Raw genomic sequence first — 17146 nt, 5'->3', positions numbered from 1 at the left:
GCCCAAAGCTCTTTTTTAAAACCTCCCACACCAAACGTGGGACACCTGCCGGTACTAGGTAAATTGGTTACCCAAGGCCGGACAGGCAACCAGGAGTAAGACAATGCGTCACGGTAAATCTGGCCGCAAACTCAATCGGACCGCTAGCCACCGTAAGGCTATGTTCATGAACCTCAGCCAAGCGCTGATCAAGCACGAGCAAATCATTACGACTCTGCCAAAGGCAAAAGACCTGGCACCGATCGTTGAGAAGCTGATCACGCTTGCGAAGAAGGGTGGCCTTGCCAACCGTCGTCTGGCGATTGCTCGCCTGCAGGACGAAACGCTGGTTTCCAAAATGTTCGACGAGCTGGCTGACCGCTACAAAGAGCGTAACGGTGGTTACACTCGCGTTCTCAAAGCTGGTTTCCGTCACGGCGACAACGCGCCGATGGCTGTGATCGAGCTGGTTGACCGCAACGAAGACGCCAAAGGCCAGGACAGCGGCCCAACCGCTGACATGGACGAGGCTGAAGACGCGGCATAAGCCAACCGTCAATTCACGATTAGAGAAGGGCGTCCCACCCGGGGCGCCCTTTTTCTATTTTGGCTTCCGCTTCGCAGCAGGCCCCAGCACAAATCAGAATGACTTCCCTCAAAAGTTCTTCCATTTCCCTCTTTGGTTTACTCGCCATTCATCAGCCGTTCAGTTAACGATGGCTATCTGAATAACGCGACTGGCAGCAGCCAGCGCTTTGACACGACAGATATGAGTATATTGGGGGACAATATGACCGACATTATTTTGGACGACACCATCGTTGGTGGCGATGGGGACGACACGGTTTCTGGTGGCCAGGGCAACGATATTATCTCGGCTGGGGCAGGCAATGACCTGGTGATCGGCGATATCGGGCAGGACCGCATCCATGGCGACGACGGCGATGATATCATGGTTGGCGGCCAGTATGCCGCAGCGGACGACAGCTCCGGTGGCCGTATGACCGAAGACACAGGTGAGGATATCCTTTATCTGGTTAGGCCCGCACCAGAAGGACTCGCTGAAAAGCTTTTTGGCGGCGCGGGCGCTGATGTGATCGTTGGCGGCAACTGGTTTGACCGCGATGACGACGGTATCGTCGACTATGAAGAAATCGATGCTGGTAGCGCCAGCCTTGAATACCAGCCAGGCTTTGCTAACCAGCTTTGGGGCGGCGCGGGTGATGATACGCTCTATGGTGCCAATGGCTTCGACACCATGGGAGGCGGCGCCGGCGATGATGTCCTGAGTGGCTTTGGCGGCGTGGACGTCATCTTTGGCGGTGCCGGCAACGACCTGGTCTTCGGCGGTGATGGCGACCCGGAGTATTTCCATCAGTTCGATGGCCCAGGCTCAACCCGCGTGGAAACCCTCTATGGCGGCGAAGGCAATGACACGCTTTGGGGTGAAGGCGGTGTCGATGTGCTTTATGGTGGCAGCGGCAGTGACCTGCTTAATGGCGGTTGCGGCGACGATACGCTTAATGGCGGTTCCGGCAACGACAGTATTTATAGCGGCACTGGCAATGATGTCATCAGCACGGGTTCCGGCTACGACATCGTCTTTTTCGAATTCGACGGCAGCCGCGACACCGTCACAGACTTTGATGTGCAAACTGACACCATCTTCGTGGCGGATGCAGACGAGCTCAGTGACTTCCAAGACGCAATTTCGAACGCTGTCCCGGCTGAAATTGATGGCCAGCAAGGCCTGCTGATTGAAAGCGGGGAGGGCTCGATGTTCCTTGTCGGAGTGAGTGCTACTGATATGCACGCAATCCAGGTCGGCCATTACCTGGACGACTGACCCTTAGCGGTACTATGGCAAGAACTATGGCAAGGGCGGCCTTTTGGTCGCCCTTTTTTATACGCCGACCAGATAGCGGCTTCGGTGCCCCAGCAGCTTGCGGCAGGAAACCAGCCCAAGGGTGCAGGCAAGGGCGGTCACTGTCGTCAGCAGTACATAGCCCAACCAGTCGGCGGTCAATATATCCGCCAGGGCTGTTTGCCCCTGCAGCACAAAGGATAGCGCCTTCAGGGCGTAGCCGTGGACGAAATAGATGCCGAAGCTGTAGGTGCCCAGAGTTTCAATGGGCCGCAGCGGCAGCCCCTTCGGTAGCGTGCCCAAGGCCGTCAGCACCAGTGCAGCAGACATCAGTTTCCAGGCAAAGGCCCAGTGAAGACCAGGCAGGGCACCTGTCAGCAGGAAGGCAAAGGGGATGCTTGTCATTGCAGTCAGCGGTAACCAGTGCTTGCGAATAAGGGGATCGAGCAGGTCATAGTGCCGCCGCATGGCCATGCCCGCAATATAGGCCGGCAACATATAGAGGGCCTTGGATGCAGGCGCCGCCACCAGACCCAGACCGGTCACAAGCTGGAGGCCGTCCCGGCTCATCACCAGGGACCACAGACACAGCGGGATAAGCAGCCAATAGAGAGTTCCCCGTCGCTCCAGTGCCAGCAATCCCGGCCCGATCAGATAGACCAGCGCGATCGCTGGGATAAACCAGAAATGCGCCATATGGCTGCCGGTCAGCAGCATGACCAAAGCCTGCTTCAAGGGCGTCAGGTCGGTCAAGGCAGCCGGTAAATTCTCGGGATACAGGGTCAGCGTCAAGGCCAATGCCGGGACTGAGCAGATCAGATAGGGCATGATGACGTTCTTGAGCTTACTCTTGAAATAGGAACTAGGCGTATGGCGCGGGGCAAGGTGCAGAAAAAGGAAGCCGGCGATGAAGATGAACCACAGCGAGCTTTCACGGATGATAGCCTGGCTGAGTTGGGCGAGGGATGAGCTCTCAGGCCACACCAGCAGGTCATTGGCGTGGGTCGCGACGATGAACAGGATCGCCAAGCCCCGAAACCAATGGACATTTTGAAAGAAGCCCTGGCTCGCAGCCCCCCGTTCAACCTTCCCCATTTTTGCTTCCCTGATGTTGCCCCTCGGTGCCTGATGTTACATGATCCTCGGAGCGCAGCCAAGTGCAGGTCGGTTTTTCCAGCACCAAAACGCGCGAGCGTGTCTCCCTGCAGCGAAGGAGCTTCCCCATGAGTGAAGATGTTATCCTCAAGCAATCTCATATGGTCTACAGCAGCCCATATGTGGGGGTGGAAGACCGTACCTACAGCCACAAGGGCCGCGAATACCGCTATCAAGTTACCACGCTTCCTGAATTTTCAGTCGTCGGCGCTGTTACCAAGGGCGGCAAGATATTGATCGTGCGGCAGTTCAGGCCCGGGCCGGGCCACTTCACCTATGACCTTCCAGCGGGCATGATAGATCCGGGTGACACGCCAGCTGAGACCGCAGCCAAGGAACTGCTGGAAGAAACTGGCTACAGCGGTCGGATTGAGCCTGTCACCACCACCTATGTCACGGCTTATTCAACGGCTAAAAAGCATATCTTCCTGGCGTTTGACTGTGAAAAGGTGGCCGAGCCCGAGGAAGACCCGGGCGTGATCGGCGCGCCGCTTGGCTTGGAAAGGGATGAGTTCAAAGCCCTTCTGCGCTCCGGCGAGATGCTTGACCTTGACGTAGCGCTTATCTTGGCCGCCCGTCTGGGCATTCCGTTTTAGTCAAGAAGAACCAAACCTACATCGCGCTGAGAGGGGAGAGCTGCGGGATTGGCCTTTGTTGCAAATAATAATAAGAATGACTTGCAATTAGAGTTCAGGACTCCTATCGTCCTGCGCACCGCTTGATGCGGAAAAAACAAGAACGCACAGATTTGATAGGAACTAATCCAATGACTTTTAAGCTGATTTCAGCGAGCGCGCTGGCAGCCCTTGTGGCTTGCTCTGGTGCGGCTCAGGCAGACGAAAACCTTCTGGGGCATGTCAAGGGTGCCGAGGTGCTTCCCAAAGGCGCAAGCGACTTATACGCAAAGATCAACTGGCGCTCAGGCAAGGGGTAGGGCGACTATGATGCCGTCGATTATGAAGTGGAATATGAATATGGCGTCTCGAACCGCTTCCAGTTCGGGACTGCCCTCAAGGCGCGTTCGGTCAACACCGAAGGCCTTCTTATCGATGGTTACCTGCCACTTGAAGGCGACTTCGGCCCGAAACTGGCCGGTGTGCAACTGACAGGCAAATATATGTTCCTCAGCCCAGCGCTGGATGACTTCGGTCTCGCGAGCTACGTGGCGCTCGACTATGACTGGGTTGATCCGCATTCCGGACAGGACAAGAATACCCTGAGCCTGGAGCTGGAGTTCATCGGCCAGAAATATTTCCTCGAGGGCCAGTTGATCTGGATGGGTAACCTCTCTGTTGAGGGCACATATTCCGACCGCGGCGCAATTGAAGGCCTGCCTGCGGACTTCGAATGGCCCACTGACCCGGAAATGGAACTTGAGATTACCGCTGGCACCGGCCTTTCCTACCGTTTTGCCCCAAACTGGTATATTGGCGCGGAGCTTGAGTATCAGACCGAGTTTGAAACCGAAGTCGGCCAGGAGCGCTATAGCTGGTTCGGTGGCCCGTCCATTCATTATGGCGGCCAGAAATTCTGGGCGACGCTCACCTACCTGCCACAGATTTCAGGGGGCGGCGAAACCTACGAAGGTCAGCCGGACGGCCTGCATCTTATCGAGAAAACCAAGAATGAGCTTCTTTTCAAGATTGGGTTCAACTTTTAATCAGGCCAGTGGAGCAATCAGATGAGCCGACATATCGGTATTTTGCTGGCCTTGCCAGTTGTGGGGATTAGCCAGTCTGTCTATGCGAAAGACTATCTGTCCGTTGCGCAGGCCCAGGCTGCACTGTTCCCGGGTGCTGACAGCTTCCAGGCCAGCCACCTGAGCCTGTCCAAGGACCAGCGCAAGGCGATCAAGAAGCTTTCTGGTGTTCGCCAGCGCTGGGATGAACAGAAGGTCTGGCGGGCCATGGCAGGCGACCAGACGCTGGGCTGGTTCATTGTCGATGACGTCGTGGGCAAGCATGAATTCATCACCTATGCGGCGGCAATTTCGCCGGATGGCCATGTGCTGGGCGTCGAGGTGATGAGCTACCGTGAAACCCACGGCGATGAGATCATGGAGGCAGACTGGCGCCAGAACCTTGTAGGCAAGAGTCTTGATGACAGGTTCAAGCTGGGTGATGACGTGCCCAACATTTCGGGAGCGACGCTTTCCTGCCGCAATGTCACAGATGGGGTACACCGCCTGTTGGCCCTTGTGGAGGTCATGCTGTCCGATGGCTGAGATATTGCGCACACGGCCCCTTCTTGGGACGTTTGTCGAAATCTCGGCGACGGGAGGCGAAGCTTTGGTCATGGATGCAGTCTCTGCGGCTTTTGCCGTCGTGGAGGCAATCCACAAAAGCCTGAGCTTTCAGTCCCCTGAAAGTGACCTCACGCGGCTCAATCTGGCGGATGGGGCGTGGGCCACCATGCCCCGTGATGCCGTGCGGGTGATACGGCTTGCCCGCGCGATGACGCGGGCATCCGGTGGCCTGTTCAACGCCACCCTTGGCGGCCAGATGGTCGCGCTGGGCATTTTACCGGATCATGGCTTTGCGCCAGCCTGCTCGAGAGGCAGTGCAGACGATATCGAAATCAATGGGAACAGTGTGCGCTTAAGGCGAGGGATTCTGCTCACGCTCGACGGTATTGCCAAGGGCTATGCGGTTGATCGTGCCGTGGCCGTGCTGAAGCGGCATGGCGCGTGGGGCGGCGCAGTTAACGCAGGCGGCGACCTGCGCGTGTTTGGCAATGCCCGCGCGCCCATCAGCATACGGCAGGGCGAAAGCTTTGTGCCTGCGGGTATTTTGGCGGACGGCGCCATTGCCAGTTCAGGCGGCCAGCAGGCAGAAGACGGCCGCTTCCGGGGCAGGATCGTGGGTGACACACTTCCTGCGTTACGGACCATGACGGTGATGGCGGCCCAGGCATGGCGGGCAGATGCACTGACAAAAGTGGCGTGCCTTTCGGCTGGCGATGGCGCGCGTGATCTGATAGGACGCCTTGGCGGACAATTGATTGGGGATGCGCAAGCACAATGAAAGGCTATCCGAAATCGTTTCGGCCCATGCTTTATGGGGTGTCACTCGCCACTTTGGTGACGGGCCTTCTGCTGGTGCCCACGTTTCTGGATATGCGCCTGGAATGGGATGTGCCCTGGCGGCTTGAATTTAGCATGCGCTTGCCGGTTGTGGCTGCCCACGCGCTGGTGGCTTTCTGGCTTCTGATGCTGTTCGGTGCCACATGGACCGTGCATATCCGCCACGGCTGGCGTATTCGGGGAAACCTTGTCTCCGGCTTCACGCTTGTGGGCGGCATGCTCTTGCTGGCCGTGACAGGCGTCGGCATATATTATTTTGGCGACGAGGACCTGAGCTTGCTCTCTAGCGCGGCGCATACGCTTGCCGGTATCATTGCGCCTCTGTTCCTTTTCTATCATATCAGCGTTGGTAAATTCCGCGCACGCGAACACCGTGCAGGTGTGCTCCTGCAGCGAAAAGCTTGAACAACGGCCTTTCTTTGGCCAACTTTTGCGCCAATTCTGCCGCGCAGGGAAGGCATCCTGTCGCCATGGCCCTTGCGAATGGTCACCGGCTCCGCCATATAAAGGCAGGGAAAAATTCAACGACACCGTAACAGTGCCGGATTTGGATCAAAACCGGAAACAAGAGGTATGTTCATGAAGCGCGTTATCACAGCAATCACACTATTGATCGCTGGCATCACAGCAAGCTTTTCCGCCACACAGGCGCAAGACGGGGATGTGGCCCGCATGGTGCCCCAGTCCGATATGCAGGTGAAGCTTTCCTACGCCCCGATCGTGTCGGAAGCGGCACCGGCGGTCGTGAACATCTATACGAAGAAGATCGTGCGGTCGCGCCGGTCTGCCCTGTTTGATGACCCATTGTTCCAGCGCTTCTTTGGCGACCGCTTCAGCTTCGGCGCGCCGCAGGAACGCGTGCAGGGCTCGCTGGGCTCCGGCGTGATCGTGCGGCCAAACGGTGTGATTGTGACCAACAACCACGTGATTGAAGGCGCGGATGAAATTCAGGTGGTGCTGAATGACCGGCGCGAGTTTGACGCCACCATCGTGCTGGCGGACCCGCGCACAGACTTGGCGATCCTGAAGATCGATGCGGGTGATGAGCCGCTTTCAAGCCTGCGCCTCTCGGATTCCGACAATGTTCTGGTGGGTGATATCGTGCTGGCTATCGGCAACCCCTTCGGTGTGGGGCAGACGGTAACGGGTGGTATTGTGTCCGCCACGGCCCGCACGCAGCAGGGCATTTCCGATTTCGGCTTCTTCATCCAGACAGACGCAGCCGTAAACCCCGGTAACTCAGGCGGTGCGCTTGTGGGCATGAACGGTGAGCTTCTGGGCATCAACACAGCCATCTACAGCCGCACAGGCGCCTCAAACGGCATCGGCTTTGCGGTGCCTGCCAATATGGTGAAGTCTGTGCTTAAAGCGGCGCTCAATGAAGGCCAGCTGACCCGGCCATGGCTTGGCGTACGTGGCCAGAATGTCACGGGTGACCTGGCAGCAAGCCTGGGCCTCGACCGGGCGGGCGGCGTGCTGGTGGACGAAGTTTATGAAGGCGGCCCAGCGGCAAATGCAGGAATCCTTCCGGGCGATGTGATCATGGCTATTGACGGCAAGGAAGTCATCGACGAACCGGGCCTGAATTTCCGTATCGCTACGATGGACGCGGGCACAGAGGTGCCGCTTGCTGTCCTGTCCGAAGGCTTTATCCAGCAGCGTAACGCCACACTGGCCCTGCCACCGGAGGACCCCGCGCGCAACGTGACCAAGCTTGATGGCCGTCATCCGTTCCAGGGCGTGACCGTGGGCAATCTGTCGCCCCGCTTCAATGACGAACTGCAGATCGACCCGTTCCTCAAGGGCGTGGTGGTGTTGAAGGTGGATGGCCGCACACCTGCAGCTCGTTACCAGCTTCTGGTGCCGGGCGATATCCTCTTGAAGGTCAACAATGTGGACGTATCCCGCGTGGCTGACCTTGAGGTCGCACTGCCTGAAAACGAAGACCAGTATCTTTACCAGATACTGCGTCGTGGCCGGGTGCAGGAATGCTTGCTGGCGGGGCAGGGCCGGTCTTACCGCTGCCGCGTGGTGCAGTAAGCATGTCGAACCTCTTTGAGCAAGCTGGTCTTGAGACGGGCGCACCGCGTCCGCTCGCTGACCGGCTGCGCCCCAAGGCGCTTGAAGAGGTTGTCGGCCAAAGCCACCTTCTGGGCGATGATGGCGCGCTTGGCCGCATGGTCAAATCGGGCCGGATTTCCAGCCTGATCCTGTGGGGGCCACCGGGCACCGGCAAGACCACCATCGCGCGCCTCCTAGCGAACCATGCCGATCTGGCATTTGAGCAGATATCGGCGATTTTTTCAGGTGTCGCAGACCTCAAAAAGGTATTCGAGGCCGCCAAGGCCCGCCGCATGGGTGGGCGGGGCACGCTTTTGTTCGTGGACGAAATCCACCGCTTCAATCGGTCCCAGCAAGACAGCTTTTTGCCGTATGTTGAAGACGGCACCATTACGTTGATCGGTGCCACCACGGAAAACCCGTCGTTCGAAATCAACGGTGCGCTGCTCTCAAGAATGCAGGTGCTGGTCCTAAACCGGCATGATGATGCGGCTCTGGATGAGCTTCTGGACCGCGCGGAAGCCGAGATGGACGCACCGCTGCCGCTTGACGGTGACGCGCGCCTGCAACTTAAGGCGATGGCAGACGGGGACGGCCGGTTCCTCTTGAACTGCGTGGAAACCCTGTATGATCTGGCTTCCGGCGAAACGCTGGGCCCGAAAGACCTTGCGAAGCTCTTGCAGAAGCGCGCGCCTTCTTATGACAAGGACCGTGACGGGCACTATAATCTGATTTCCGCGTTGCATAAGTCCCTGAGGGGCTCTGACGCTGATGCCGCTCTTTATTGGACCGAACGGATGCTCACGGCGGGCGAGGACCCATTGTATGTCATCCGCCGTCTTGTGCGCTTCGCAAGCGAGGACATCGGCCTTGCGGACCCTGAGGCCATCCATCAGGCGCTGGCAGCGAAGGACGCGTATGAGTTCCTTGGCAGCCCGGAAGGGGAGAGCCAGATCGCACAGGCTGTGATTTATCTGGCAACCGCGCCCAAGTCGAACGCGGCCTACAAGGCGGAAAAGGCGGCCAAGAAAGCGGCCAAGGCCAATGGGAACCTGATGCCGCCGTCGCATATCCTGAACGCACCAACCAAGATGATGAAGGATATGGGTTACGGCGCGGGCTATGCCTATGACCATGACACCGAAGCTGGTGTCTCAGGGCAGGATTATTTCCCCGAAGACATGCCGCGGCAGGAATTCTACCGTCCCGTCGAGCGCGGGTTCGAACGGGAAATCCAGAAACGGCAGGCCTATTTTGCCCGTATCCGCGCCGAATATGCCGCAAAAGCCAAGCCTGACGCGGAAAACGATTAAGCCTATTCCTTTATTACGCGGCGGGTTTCATCCGTCAGGTCCTCTGCCGGGCCCACGCCTTTGCCGTCTGCTGTGTGGAAGGCCTCAAGTGTCCAAGTCTTCAGGTCAAAGACCGCGTCGCCGTTCATAACAGGTACGGCCGTCTTGCTCTCCAGCCCTGACATGATGCGGGATTCGCATTTGCTTCTGGCGCCATCTGCGTTCCAGTCAATGCCGCTGCCGGCACCGCACACGGGCCACATATGGTAGCCGTCGCCGCGGGAAGCCGTATAGCCGTTGGTGACAACGCGCACAGGGTCTGTCGGTCCAACGGGCATGCCGTTCGCCGTTACCGCATGCACCTCTGCCGTGCCCCGGCTGCCGCCGAAGCTATAGCGCACGCCCAAACCGCTCAGGTGCGGCCAGCGGCCTTCACCCGGTGCGCCCAGCCCGTTTTCCAGCGCGGCCTTCAGTTCCGTGCCTGTCATGCATATCGCCACAAGCGGCAGAGAGAAGGGGAACAGTTCTTCTACTTCCCGTCGTTTCAGGTCAAAATCAGCAGGCAGGTCATAATTCAGGCGCAGGCTACCAGCTGCGAGCAAACCAACGGTGGGCGTGCTGGCATCGCACTGGTCGAACGTCGGGATATCTGGCGTTAGCATCTGGTCAGCCAGCCAATTACCGATGGCGGTTTCCATCTCCCGGTTGCTGTTTTCTTCCAGCTGCCAAACAACCTGTGTGGTGCCCATGCCGTCAGAAAGGCAGCCTTCGCCAAGCCCCTTCTTTGTGCAGAAGGCTTGCTCATGCTCAGCCATCTTCTGGTCCACATAGGCCTGCACGGTTGGATCTTTTGCAGGCGAGTTGCCCTTCAGGGCATAAACAGTGCGGTCGGACGCCTTGATGCTGCCGTCGTCCGCGCGGGTCAGTGTAATGGCCCCCACGTCGCGGGCATCTGCGGTTTGTTTATAAATAAAGCGCCCGCCAATGGGGCCGATTTTCATGGCCGCGTGGTCATGCCCGCCGATGATCAGGTCCGGCCCCGCGTCGCCCAATGTCTCAAGGATTGCGCTATCCTGGAAGGAGGCCAGGTGCGTAAGGCCAATCACAAACTCTGCCCCGTCAGCCCGAAGGTCCGCGCTCAGCCTTTTTGCCGCCGCGATATAGCTTTCGGTGATCGAGCTTGTGCCTTCGCGGTCGGTCAGCAGGCCTGCGTATACTGAATTGTTGATGGTTACGCCGAAGACGCCAATCTTGATGCCGTGCAGGGTGACAATTTTACGGGGCATGACGTTATCGGCGTTAGCCAGCGGGTCAAAACCGGGCTCAGTCGTGCATTTGCTAAAATCCATATTGCCAGCAAGCCAGGTGAAATCGGATGCGCCGACCTGGGCCACAAGGGCGTCGGGCCTGTCGCAGCTGGAGGCATCAAATTCATGGTTGCCGAAGGTGATGAAAAGGCGGTTGTCGCTGTCATCATCGCCGTCCAGCAGGTTCAGGGCTTCCACCATCTGCGCGCCCTTGTACATGTCGCCCAGAAGGGAAGGCGAAAGGGCATCGCCTGCATGCAGGACAAGCACCGCGCCGTGCTTTTCTTCCAGCTGCTTGCGAATGCTGGCGATCCGCGCCAGGCCGCCTTCCTCGCCGCGCTTGATGCCATTTATGCGGTAGATGTCATTCATGAACAGAACTGTGGCGCTTTCGGGCGCTTTATGGCTTTCCGCCACATAGACGGCATAGGCCCCGGCGCCAACCATGGCCAACAGCCCGATTTTTCCCAACAGGCGGGTTGTTCGTGAAGGTCCTGGGTGTACCCTGCTTGTGGTGCTGGCCATATCTGTCCCCCTTGATAAAATCCGACGGGCAGGGTAACGCCGCACAGCCAGCAAGGGAAGAACTAAACCTATGAGGTATTATGCCACACGCTGACTTCACGCATTTTGTCGGGATCGACTGGACGGGCGCCAAGGGAAAGCGCCACGCCGGGCTAGCTGCTGCCGTGTGCGAAGCGGGTGAGGGCGCGCCCAAGATGGTTGTGCCGCCATCCGGCCAAAGCCGCTGGAGCCGCCAGGACTGCGCGAACTGGCTTTCGGGTGGCGTGGGGCGCCGGGCAGGCGAAAGGGTGCTTGTAGGTATCGATTCGTCCTTCGGCATGCCTTTTGTGGATGAAGGCGCCTATCTGCCGGGTGATGTACTGCCGGCGGATGTGAAAGCCCTGTGGGCCCATGTGGCCGACCTGTGCGCGGGCGGCGACCTGTATGGCGGGCCTTTTGTCGATGAGCACGCGGCCTATTACCTCAGGAGCCGGGGCGGGGAGACGCTGAGGGGCGAGTATTATAGCCGCCGCATGCGCGTGCCCGAACAGTTGGCGGTGGATAGCGGCGCAGGGCCATGCGAAAGCGTGTTTCACCTGATCGGACCAAGCCAGGTGGGGCTTTCGGGCCTGTCGACCATGGCGATGCTGCATCAGTTGAACGATCAGGGTCACATCGCCATCTGGCCCTTTGATGACATATCGAATGCCCGTATTGTGGTGGTGGAAATTTACGCGGCTGCCTTTGCCGCCATGGGCGGCCACCGGGGCAAAATCAGGGATATGGTGGCCTTAAGGCCCATCCTGCAGGCGCTGGGCACAAGGCGTATGCCGCGCCTTGGCCTGGGCTTTACAGACCATGCAGCAGACGCCTGTGTGACCGCCGCCGCACTCAGGCATATTCACCATGACCGCAAATACTGGAATCCCGATGCACTCTCGGCTATGGTGCGCCGCACCGAAGGTTGGGTTTTCGGTATCGAATAACTATATGCTCAAGAGAAGATGGGCTGGCACCTTTCTTCCGGGCTACACTGGCCTGATGGGCTTTTAAGGAATTTGGCATGCAGATGCTGCTTGCAATTGCTGTTGGTGGCGCCGCTGGTGCGCTTTCCCGCCACTTTGTGGCGGGCGCGATCATGCGTGCGGTGGGGATTGGATTTCCCTATGGCACTTTCGCGGTGAACATCCTGGGCAGCCTGATCATGGGCTTCCTGGTGACAGCCTTTGCCCATAGCCTGTCGGTGTCGCAGGAAATGCGCGGCCTTCTGGCAGTTGGCTTCCTTGGAAGCTTCACGACTTTTTCAACCTATTCGCTGGAGATCGTGCGACTGATCGAACGCAGCGAATGGATGCTGGCATCGCTGTATGCCTTTGGATCATTGGCGCTGGGTGTGGCCGGGCTTTTTGCCGGCATCCGGCTGGGACGGATTTTGTTATGAGTGGCGTAAAGAATATCACGGTAAAGGCGGACGACGACGGCATTCGCATCGATCGCTGGTTCAAGCGGCATTTTCCTGAGGTGCCGTTCGGCACGCTTCAGAAGAAAATGCGCAAGGGCGAAGTCCGGCTGGACGGCAAGCGGGTAAAGGGGCCTGAGCGGGTTGAGAAGGGCCAGGTGGTGCGTGTGCCGCCGTTCGGCGACCTGCCGGAAGCACCAAAGCGGGAGCCGAAGCCGCGCCTGAGCGATAAGGACATCAAGGAAGTCCAAAGCTGGGTGCTCTATAAGGACGACCATGTGATCGCGATCAACAAGCCCGCTGGCCTGCCAACGCAGGGCGGTACGGGGCAATCGCGTCATCTGGATGGCCTTCTTGACGCGCTCAGGTTCGGGTCGGAGCACCGCCCGCGCCTTGTTCACCGGCTGGATAAAGACACATCAGGCGTGTTGCTTTTGGGCCGTACGCCCAACGCTGCAGCGGCGCTTGCTAACGCCTTCAAGACCAAGGAAACCGACAAGCGCTATTGGGCGCTGGTGATCGGTTGCCCGAACCCTCGCGATGGCCGGATCATCCTGAATATGTCCAAGGCACCCATCAAGGGCAATGAACGCATGGTGGTTGACCCTGACGGCCAGCATTCGCTGACGGACTATGCCGTTGTCGATAACGCTGGCCACCAGGCCGCCTGGCTGGAGCTGAAGCCGCACACGGGCCGCACGCACCAACTGCGCCTGCACTGCGCGGAAATGGGCCACCCCATTGTGGGCGACGGCAAATATGGCGGGGCGGATGCGTTCCTTTCGGGCGCGATTTCCAAGAAACTTCATCTGCACAGCCATACGGTGCGTTTCCCGCACCCGGCTGGCGGTCGCGCCAGCGTAACAGCACCACTGCCGCCCCATATGGCGGAAAGCTTCGCGATGCTCGGGTTCGAGGTTGGCGAATATGAAGATCCGCTTGTGGAGGACGGTGCATGAGTGCGGCCAACCGGCTGGTAATCTTTGATTGTGACGGCACGCTGGTGGACAGCCAGCATATGATCGTCGGCACCATGCACGACACGTTCGAGGAACTTGGCCTGCCGATCCTTAGCGATGCAGAGGTCAGGAACATTGTGGGCCTCAGCCTTGTGGAAGCTATGGCCGCCCTGCTGCCCGAGGCCGAGCGCGCCTTTCATGAGGTGGCAGCGGAAAAATACAAAGCCAATTTCTACAAGCGTCGGGTAGAGCAGGCGGCAGGGCCAGACCCACTCTATCCTGGCACGCTTGAGGTGCTGGAGCAGCTGAACGGCGAAGGTTATGTGCTGGGTGTTGCCACAGGCAACAGCGTGCGCGGGCTGGAGCGTGTTTTGAAGGAACACAGCATCGGTCATCATTTTGTTACGCTGCAGACCGCCGACGGGCACCCGTCGAAACCGCACCCGTCCATGATCCACACGGCGATTGTGGAGGCCGGGAGTGACGCAGAGCAGACAGTGATGATCGGCGATACCAGCTTTGATATGATGATGGCCCAAAACGCCCCCTGCGGTGGGATCGGTGTTGACTGGGGCTATCACCATGCGGACGAGCTTACGGGCGCGGGGGCCGCGCATGTGGCGTCCAGCTTTTACGACATACCCAAGGCTGTTAAGGCCCTGATTGGATAAGACAATGATACGCGACAAACTCAACAAGCAAGAACAGGATGACCTTCAGGCGGAAGCTTTGCGTCCGCGCATCGGTTTTCTCATTGCATCCGCAATCACCGGTATTTTGGCGGTGGTCGCCTATTTTGCCCTGGCGGCGCAAAACGGGGATTTCCTCTATGTGTTGTTGATTGGTTTTCTGATTTTCCTCGCCATGTTTTTGCTGCTGTGCTACCGGCAGCCGCAGCTTGGTAACCGCTTTCTGGGCTATGACGTGGTCGTGAGGCAGGGACGCGAGAAGGAAAAATCCAGCTTGAATTACGCCGGGTCGTTCGAAGTGGAATCTGGCCTGGCGGAAAAGCGCATGGCCAGCAAACGCAAGCAGGCGCGCCACTCGCGCCGCAAATTGGCTGAAGTGACGCGCCAGATGCAGGTTGAGAAAACATCTGAACCAACAAAGAAAACAGACGACTGAGCCATGAAACGATTTTACGAGATAGTCGCGACGGAAGCCGCAGACACGGGCCATGTGGTCACGCTGGATGGCCGCTTGGTGAAAACCCAGGCGAGGGCAACCCTGGTGCTGCCGACTAAGGCGCTCGCGGAAGCCGTGGCGGAAGAGTGGCGCGCGCAAGACGACAAAATCGTTCCCGCCAACATGCCCAAAACCCAGCTGGCCTATACAGCACTCGACCGTGTGGCGCCGCGCCACGACGATGTGGTGCGCGAGGTCGCGGCCTTCGGCGGCACGGACCTTCTGTGCTACCGCGCGGACGAGCCCAAAGACCTAGTGGCGCGCCAGAAGGATGTCTGGAACCCGTATCTGGACTGGGCGCGCGACACATTGGGCGCTGAGCTTCAGGTGACTGACGGCATCATGCCCATTCAGCAATCCGACGCAGCGCTGAAGGCGCTGATAGCGGAAGTTGCCGGCCATGACGCCTTTGAGCTGACGGTGCTGCATGCTTTCACAAACGGGCTTGGGTCGCTCGTTCTGGCGCTGGCCTACATGAAGGGCTATAGTCCGCTTCAAGCTGTGTGGCAGGCCAGTATCCTTGATAGCCTGCACCAGGAAGAATTGTGGGGGCTCGATCAGGAAGTGGAAGAAAAGCGGGACGCCGCCTATGCCGACCTTGTCGCGGCGGCGGAGTTCCTTTCGCACCTGCGAACGAAAACGCTGGAATCTGTCTGAGTGACAGGATAATAAGGGTCAACAAATTTGGCGGTGATGGCCGCAAAGGGGCGCAAAATATAGGGTTTGCTGCCCTGCACAATAAAACCGAGGGAAGGCGGATCTATGAAAGAAATCCTGGAGCGGTTGGAAGAAAAGCGGGCGCAGGCGCGCCTTGGTGGCGGGCAGAAACGGATCGATGCGCAGCATGCGCGCGGCAAGCTGACAGCGCGGGAGCGGATCGAGCTTCTCCTCGATGAAGACAGCTTCGAAGAATATGACATGTTCGTTGAGCACCGCTGCAACGACTTCGGCATGGGCGATACCAAATTCGCGGGTGACGGCGTCGTGACCGGCTCTGGCACCATCAATGGCCGCCTTGTCTATGTCTATAGCCAGGATTTCACCGTATTTGGCGGTTCGCTCTCGGCCACACACGCGCAGAAAATCATCAAGGTCATGGACATGGCCATGAAGGTTGGCGCACCGGTGATCGGCCTTAACGATAGCGGCGGCGCGCGCATCCAAGAAGGTGTGGCAGCCCTTGGTGGTTATGCCGACGTGTTCCAAAAAAACGTGCTGGCCAGCGGCGTGATCCCGCAGATTTCCATGATCATGGGCCCGTGTGCGGGCGGCGCGGTCTATAGTCCGGCCATGACAGACTTCATCTTCATGGTGGAAAACAGCTCCTACATGTTCGTGACCGGTCCTGATGTGGTGAAAACCGTGACGAACGAAGTGGTAACCCAGGAAGAGCTGGGCGGGGCAAGCACCCACACCACCAAATCCGGTGTGGCCGACAAGGCCTTTGAAAATGACGTGGAAGCACTGGCGCAGCTTCGCCGCTTCTATGACTTCCTGCCGCTCAATAACCGCGAGAAACCGCCGGTTCGCGCGACGTTCGACAAGCCTGACCGGATTGAAAAGTCGCTCGACAGTGTGATCCCGTCGAACGCCAACAAGCCCTATGACATGCATGAAGTCATCAACAAGATGGTTGATGAGGGCGATTTCTTTGAGCTTCAGCCAAATCACGCAGGCAATATCATCATCGGTCTTGCGCGTATGGACGGCGAAACTGTGGGTATTGTTGCCAACCAGCCGATGGTGCTGGCGGGCTGCCTGGATATCGACAGCTCTAAGAAAGCGGCGCGTTTCGTGCGCTTCTGCGACTGTTTCAATATTCCGATCATCACGCTGGTGGACGTGCCGGGCTTCCTGCCGGGGACAAGCCAGGAATATGGCGGCATCATCAAGCACGGCGCCAAGCTTCTGTTCGCTTATGGTGAAGCAACTGTACCGAAAATCACCGTCATTACGCGCAAAGCATACGGCGGCGCTTATGATGTGATGGCCTCCAAGCATCTGCGCGGCGACCTCAATTACGCCTGGCCGACGGCTGAGATCGCCGTGATGGGCGCGAAGGGTGCGGTGGAAATCCTCTACCGCAAGGACCGGGATGATGCCGACAAGATCGCCGAGCGCACCAAAGAGTATGAAGACCTGTTCGCCAACCCGTTCGTGGCGGCGCAGCGCGGCTATATCGACGAGGTAATCATGCCGCACTCCACACGGAAGCGCATCATCACTGGGCTCAAGAAGCTTGCGAACAAGCATCTTGAGAACCCGTGGAAGAAGCACGACAACATTCCGCTGTGAGCTG

Annotated in this window: 17 protein-coding genes and 1 pseudogene; 16 read left to right on the top strand and 2 right to left on the bottom strand. The window is 58.5% G+C overall.

The window, feature by feature from the left end:
* The first annotated feature begins 103 nt into the window (after nt 1–103).
* Together rplQ and KORM41_RS03635 are read left to right on the top strand one after the other, a co-directional pair.
* Nucleotides 104–526 carry a 50S ribosomal protein L17 gene (gene rplQ / locus KORM41_RS03640; protein WP_068144636.1) on the top strand — a complete coding sequence of 141 codons (423 nt, stop codon included), beginning with the start codon at nt 104–106 and terminating at the stop codon, nt 524–526.
* A gap of 243 nt (nt 527–769) precedes the next feature.
* Nucleotides 770–1825, top strand: coding sequence for a calcium-binding protein (locus KORM41_RS03635; protein WP_068144632.1), 1056 nt, complete (start codon nt 770–772; stop codon nt 1823–1825).
* A gap of 57 nt (nt 1826–1882) precedes the next feature.
* Here KORM41_RS03635 and KORM41_RS03630 read toward each other — a convergent pair whose 3' ends face one another.
* The gene (locus tag KORM41_RS03630; RefSeq protein WP_068144631.1) at nt 1883–2938 is read right to left on the bottom strand and encodes an acyltransferase family protein; all 1056 of its coding nucleotides are present in this window, start codon (nt 2936–2938) and stop codon (nt 1883–1885) included.
* Between the two features lie 128 nt (nt 2939–3066).
* Between KORM41_RS03630 and KORM41_RS03625 the strand changes: the two genes are divergently transcribed.
* From KORM41_RS03625 to KORM41_RS03595, 7 genes and pseudogenes are all read left to right on the top strand, one after another.
* Complete coding sequence (locus KORM41_RS03625; RefSeq protein WP_068144629.1) at nt 3067–3594, top strand: NUDIX hydrolase; 528 nt, start codon at nt 3067–3069, stop codon at nt 3592–3594.
* 125 nt (nt 3595–3719) lie between these two features.
* Nucleotides 3720–4658: pseudogene (locus tag KORM41_RS03620) on the top strand (DUF6662 family protein).
* Between the two features lie 21 nt (nt 4659–4679).
* Nucleotides 4680–5222, top strand: a complete 543-nt coding sequence (locus KORM41_RS03615) for an FMN-binding protein (protein ID WP_068144627.1) — start codon at nt 4680–4682, stop codon at nt 5220–5222.
* Nucleotides 5215–6021, top strand: a complete 807-nt coding sequence (locus tag KORM41_RS03610; RefSeq protein WP_068144623.1) for an FAD:protein FMN transferase — start codon at nt 5215–5217, stop codon at nt 6019–6021. The genes KORM41_RS03615 and KORM41_RS03610 overlap by 8 nt, the downstream gene beginning before the upstream one ends.
* Complete coding sequence (locus tag KORM41_RS03605) at nt 6018–6485, top strand: hypothetical protein (RefSeq protein ID WP_068144621.1); 468 nt, start codon at nt 6018–6020, stop codon at nt 6483–6485. The genes KORM41_RS03610 and KORM41_RS03605 overlap by 4 nt, the downstream gene beginning before the upstream one ends.
* Nucleotides 6486–6659: 174 nt before the next feature.
* Complete coding sequence (locus KORM41_RS03600) at nt 6660–8120, top strand: DegQ family serine endoprotease (RefSeq protein WP_068144765.1); 1461 nt, start codon at nt 6660–6662, stop codon at nt 8118–8120.
* 2 nt (nt 8121–8122) lie between these two features.
* On the top strand, nt 8123–9454 hold the full coding sequence (locus KORM41_RS03595; RefSeq protein WP_068144617.1) for a replication-associated recombination protein A: 1332 nt from the start codon (nt 8123–8125) through the stop codon (nt 9452–9454).
* A 2-nt stretch (nt 9455–9456) separates the two neighbouring features.
* Here the strand turns inward: KORM41_RS03595 and KORM41_RS03590 are convergent, their stop codons facing one another.
* Complete coding sequence (locus KORM41_RS03590; protein WP_231727120.1) at nt 9457–11187, bottom strand: bifunctional metallophosphatase/5'-nucleotidase; 1731 nt, start codon at nt 11185–11187, stop codon at nt 9457–9459.
* A 158-nt stretch (nt 11188–11345) separates the two neighbouring features.
* Here KORM41_RS03590 and KORM41_RS03585 point away from each other — a divergent pair, with 158 nt between their 5' ends.
* From KORM41_RS03585 to KORM41_RS03555, 7 genes are all read left to right on the top strand, one after another.
* Nucleotides 11346–12230, top strand: coding sequence for a hypothetical protein (locus KORM41_RS03585; RefSeq protein WP_068144611.1), 885 nt, complete (start codon nt 11346–11348; stop codon nt 12228–12230).
* Nucleotides 12231–12307: 77 nt separating this feature from the next.
* Entirely contained in the window at nt 12308–12685 is a 378-nt protein-coding gene (crcB, locus tag KORM41_RS03580) for a fluoride efflux transporter CrcB (RefSeq protein WP_068144607.1), read from the top strand.
* The gene (locus tag KORM41_RS03575) at nt 12682–13662 is read left to right on the top strand and encodes an RluA family pseudouridine synthase (protein ID WP_068144605.1); all 981 of its coding nucleotides are present in this window, start codon (nt 12682–12684) and stop codon (nt 13660–13662) included. The genes crcB and KORM41_RS03575 overlap by 4 nt, the downstream gene beginning before the upstream one ends.
* Nucleotides 13659–14333: an HAD-IA family hydrolase gene (locus KORM41_RS03570; protein ID WP_068144602.1), complete on the top strand. Its 675-nt coding sequence runs from the start codon at nt 13659–13661 to the stop codon at nt 14331–14333. The genes KORM41_RS03575 and KORM41_RS03570 overlap by 4 nt, the downstream gene beginning before the upstream one ends.
* 4 nt (nt 14334–14337) lie before the next feature.
* Nucleotides 14338–14787: a hypothetical protein gene (locus KORM41_RS03565; protein ID WP_068144599.1), complete on the top strand. Its 450-nt coding sequence runs from the start codon at nt 14338–14340 to the stop codon at nt 14785–14787.
* 3 nt (nt 14788–14790) lie between these two features.
* Nucleotides 14791–15504 (top strand): ATP12 family chaperone protein, encoded by a 714-nt coding sequence (locus KORM41_RS03560; RefSeq protein ID WP_068144596.1) that lies wholly within the window; start codon nt 14791–14793, stop codon nt 15502–15504.
* 105 nt (nt 15505–15609) lie between these two features.
* On the top strand, nt 15610–17142 hold the full coding sequence (locus KORM41_RS03555) for an acyl-CoA carboxylase subunit beta (protein ID WP_068144593.1): 1533 nt from the start codon (nt 15610–15612) through the stop codon (nt 17140–17142).
* Nucleotides 17143–17146: the final 4 nt, after the last annotated feature.

It is taken from the genome of Kordiimonas lipolytica (genome assembly GCF_001550065.1).
The sequence above is the reverse complement of the archived record's forward strand: the minus strand, read 5'-3'. Positions and strand labels throughout refer to the sequence as shown.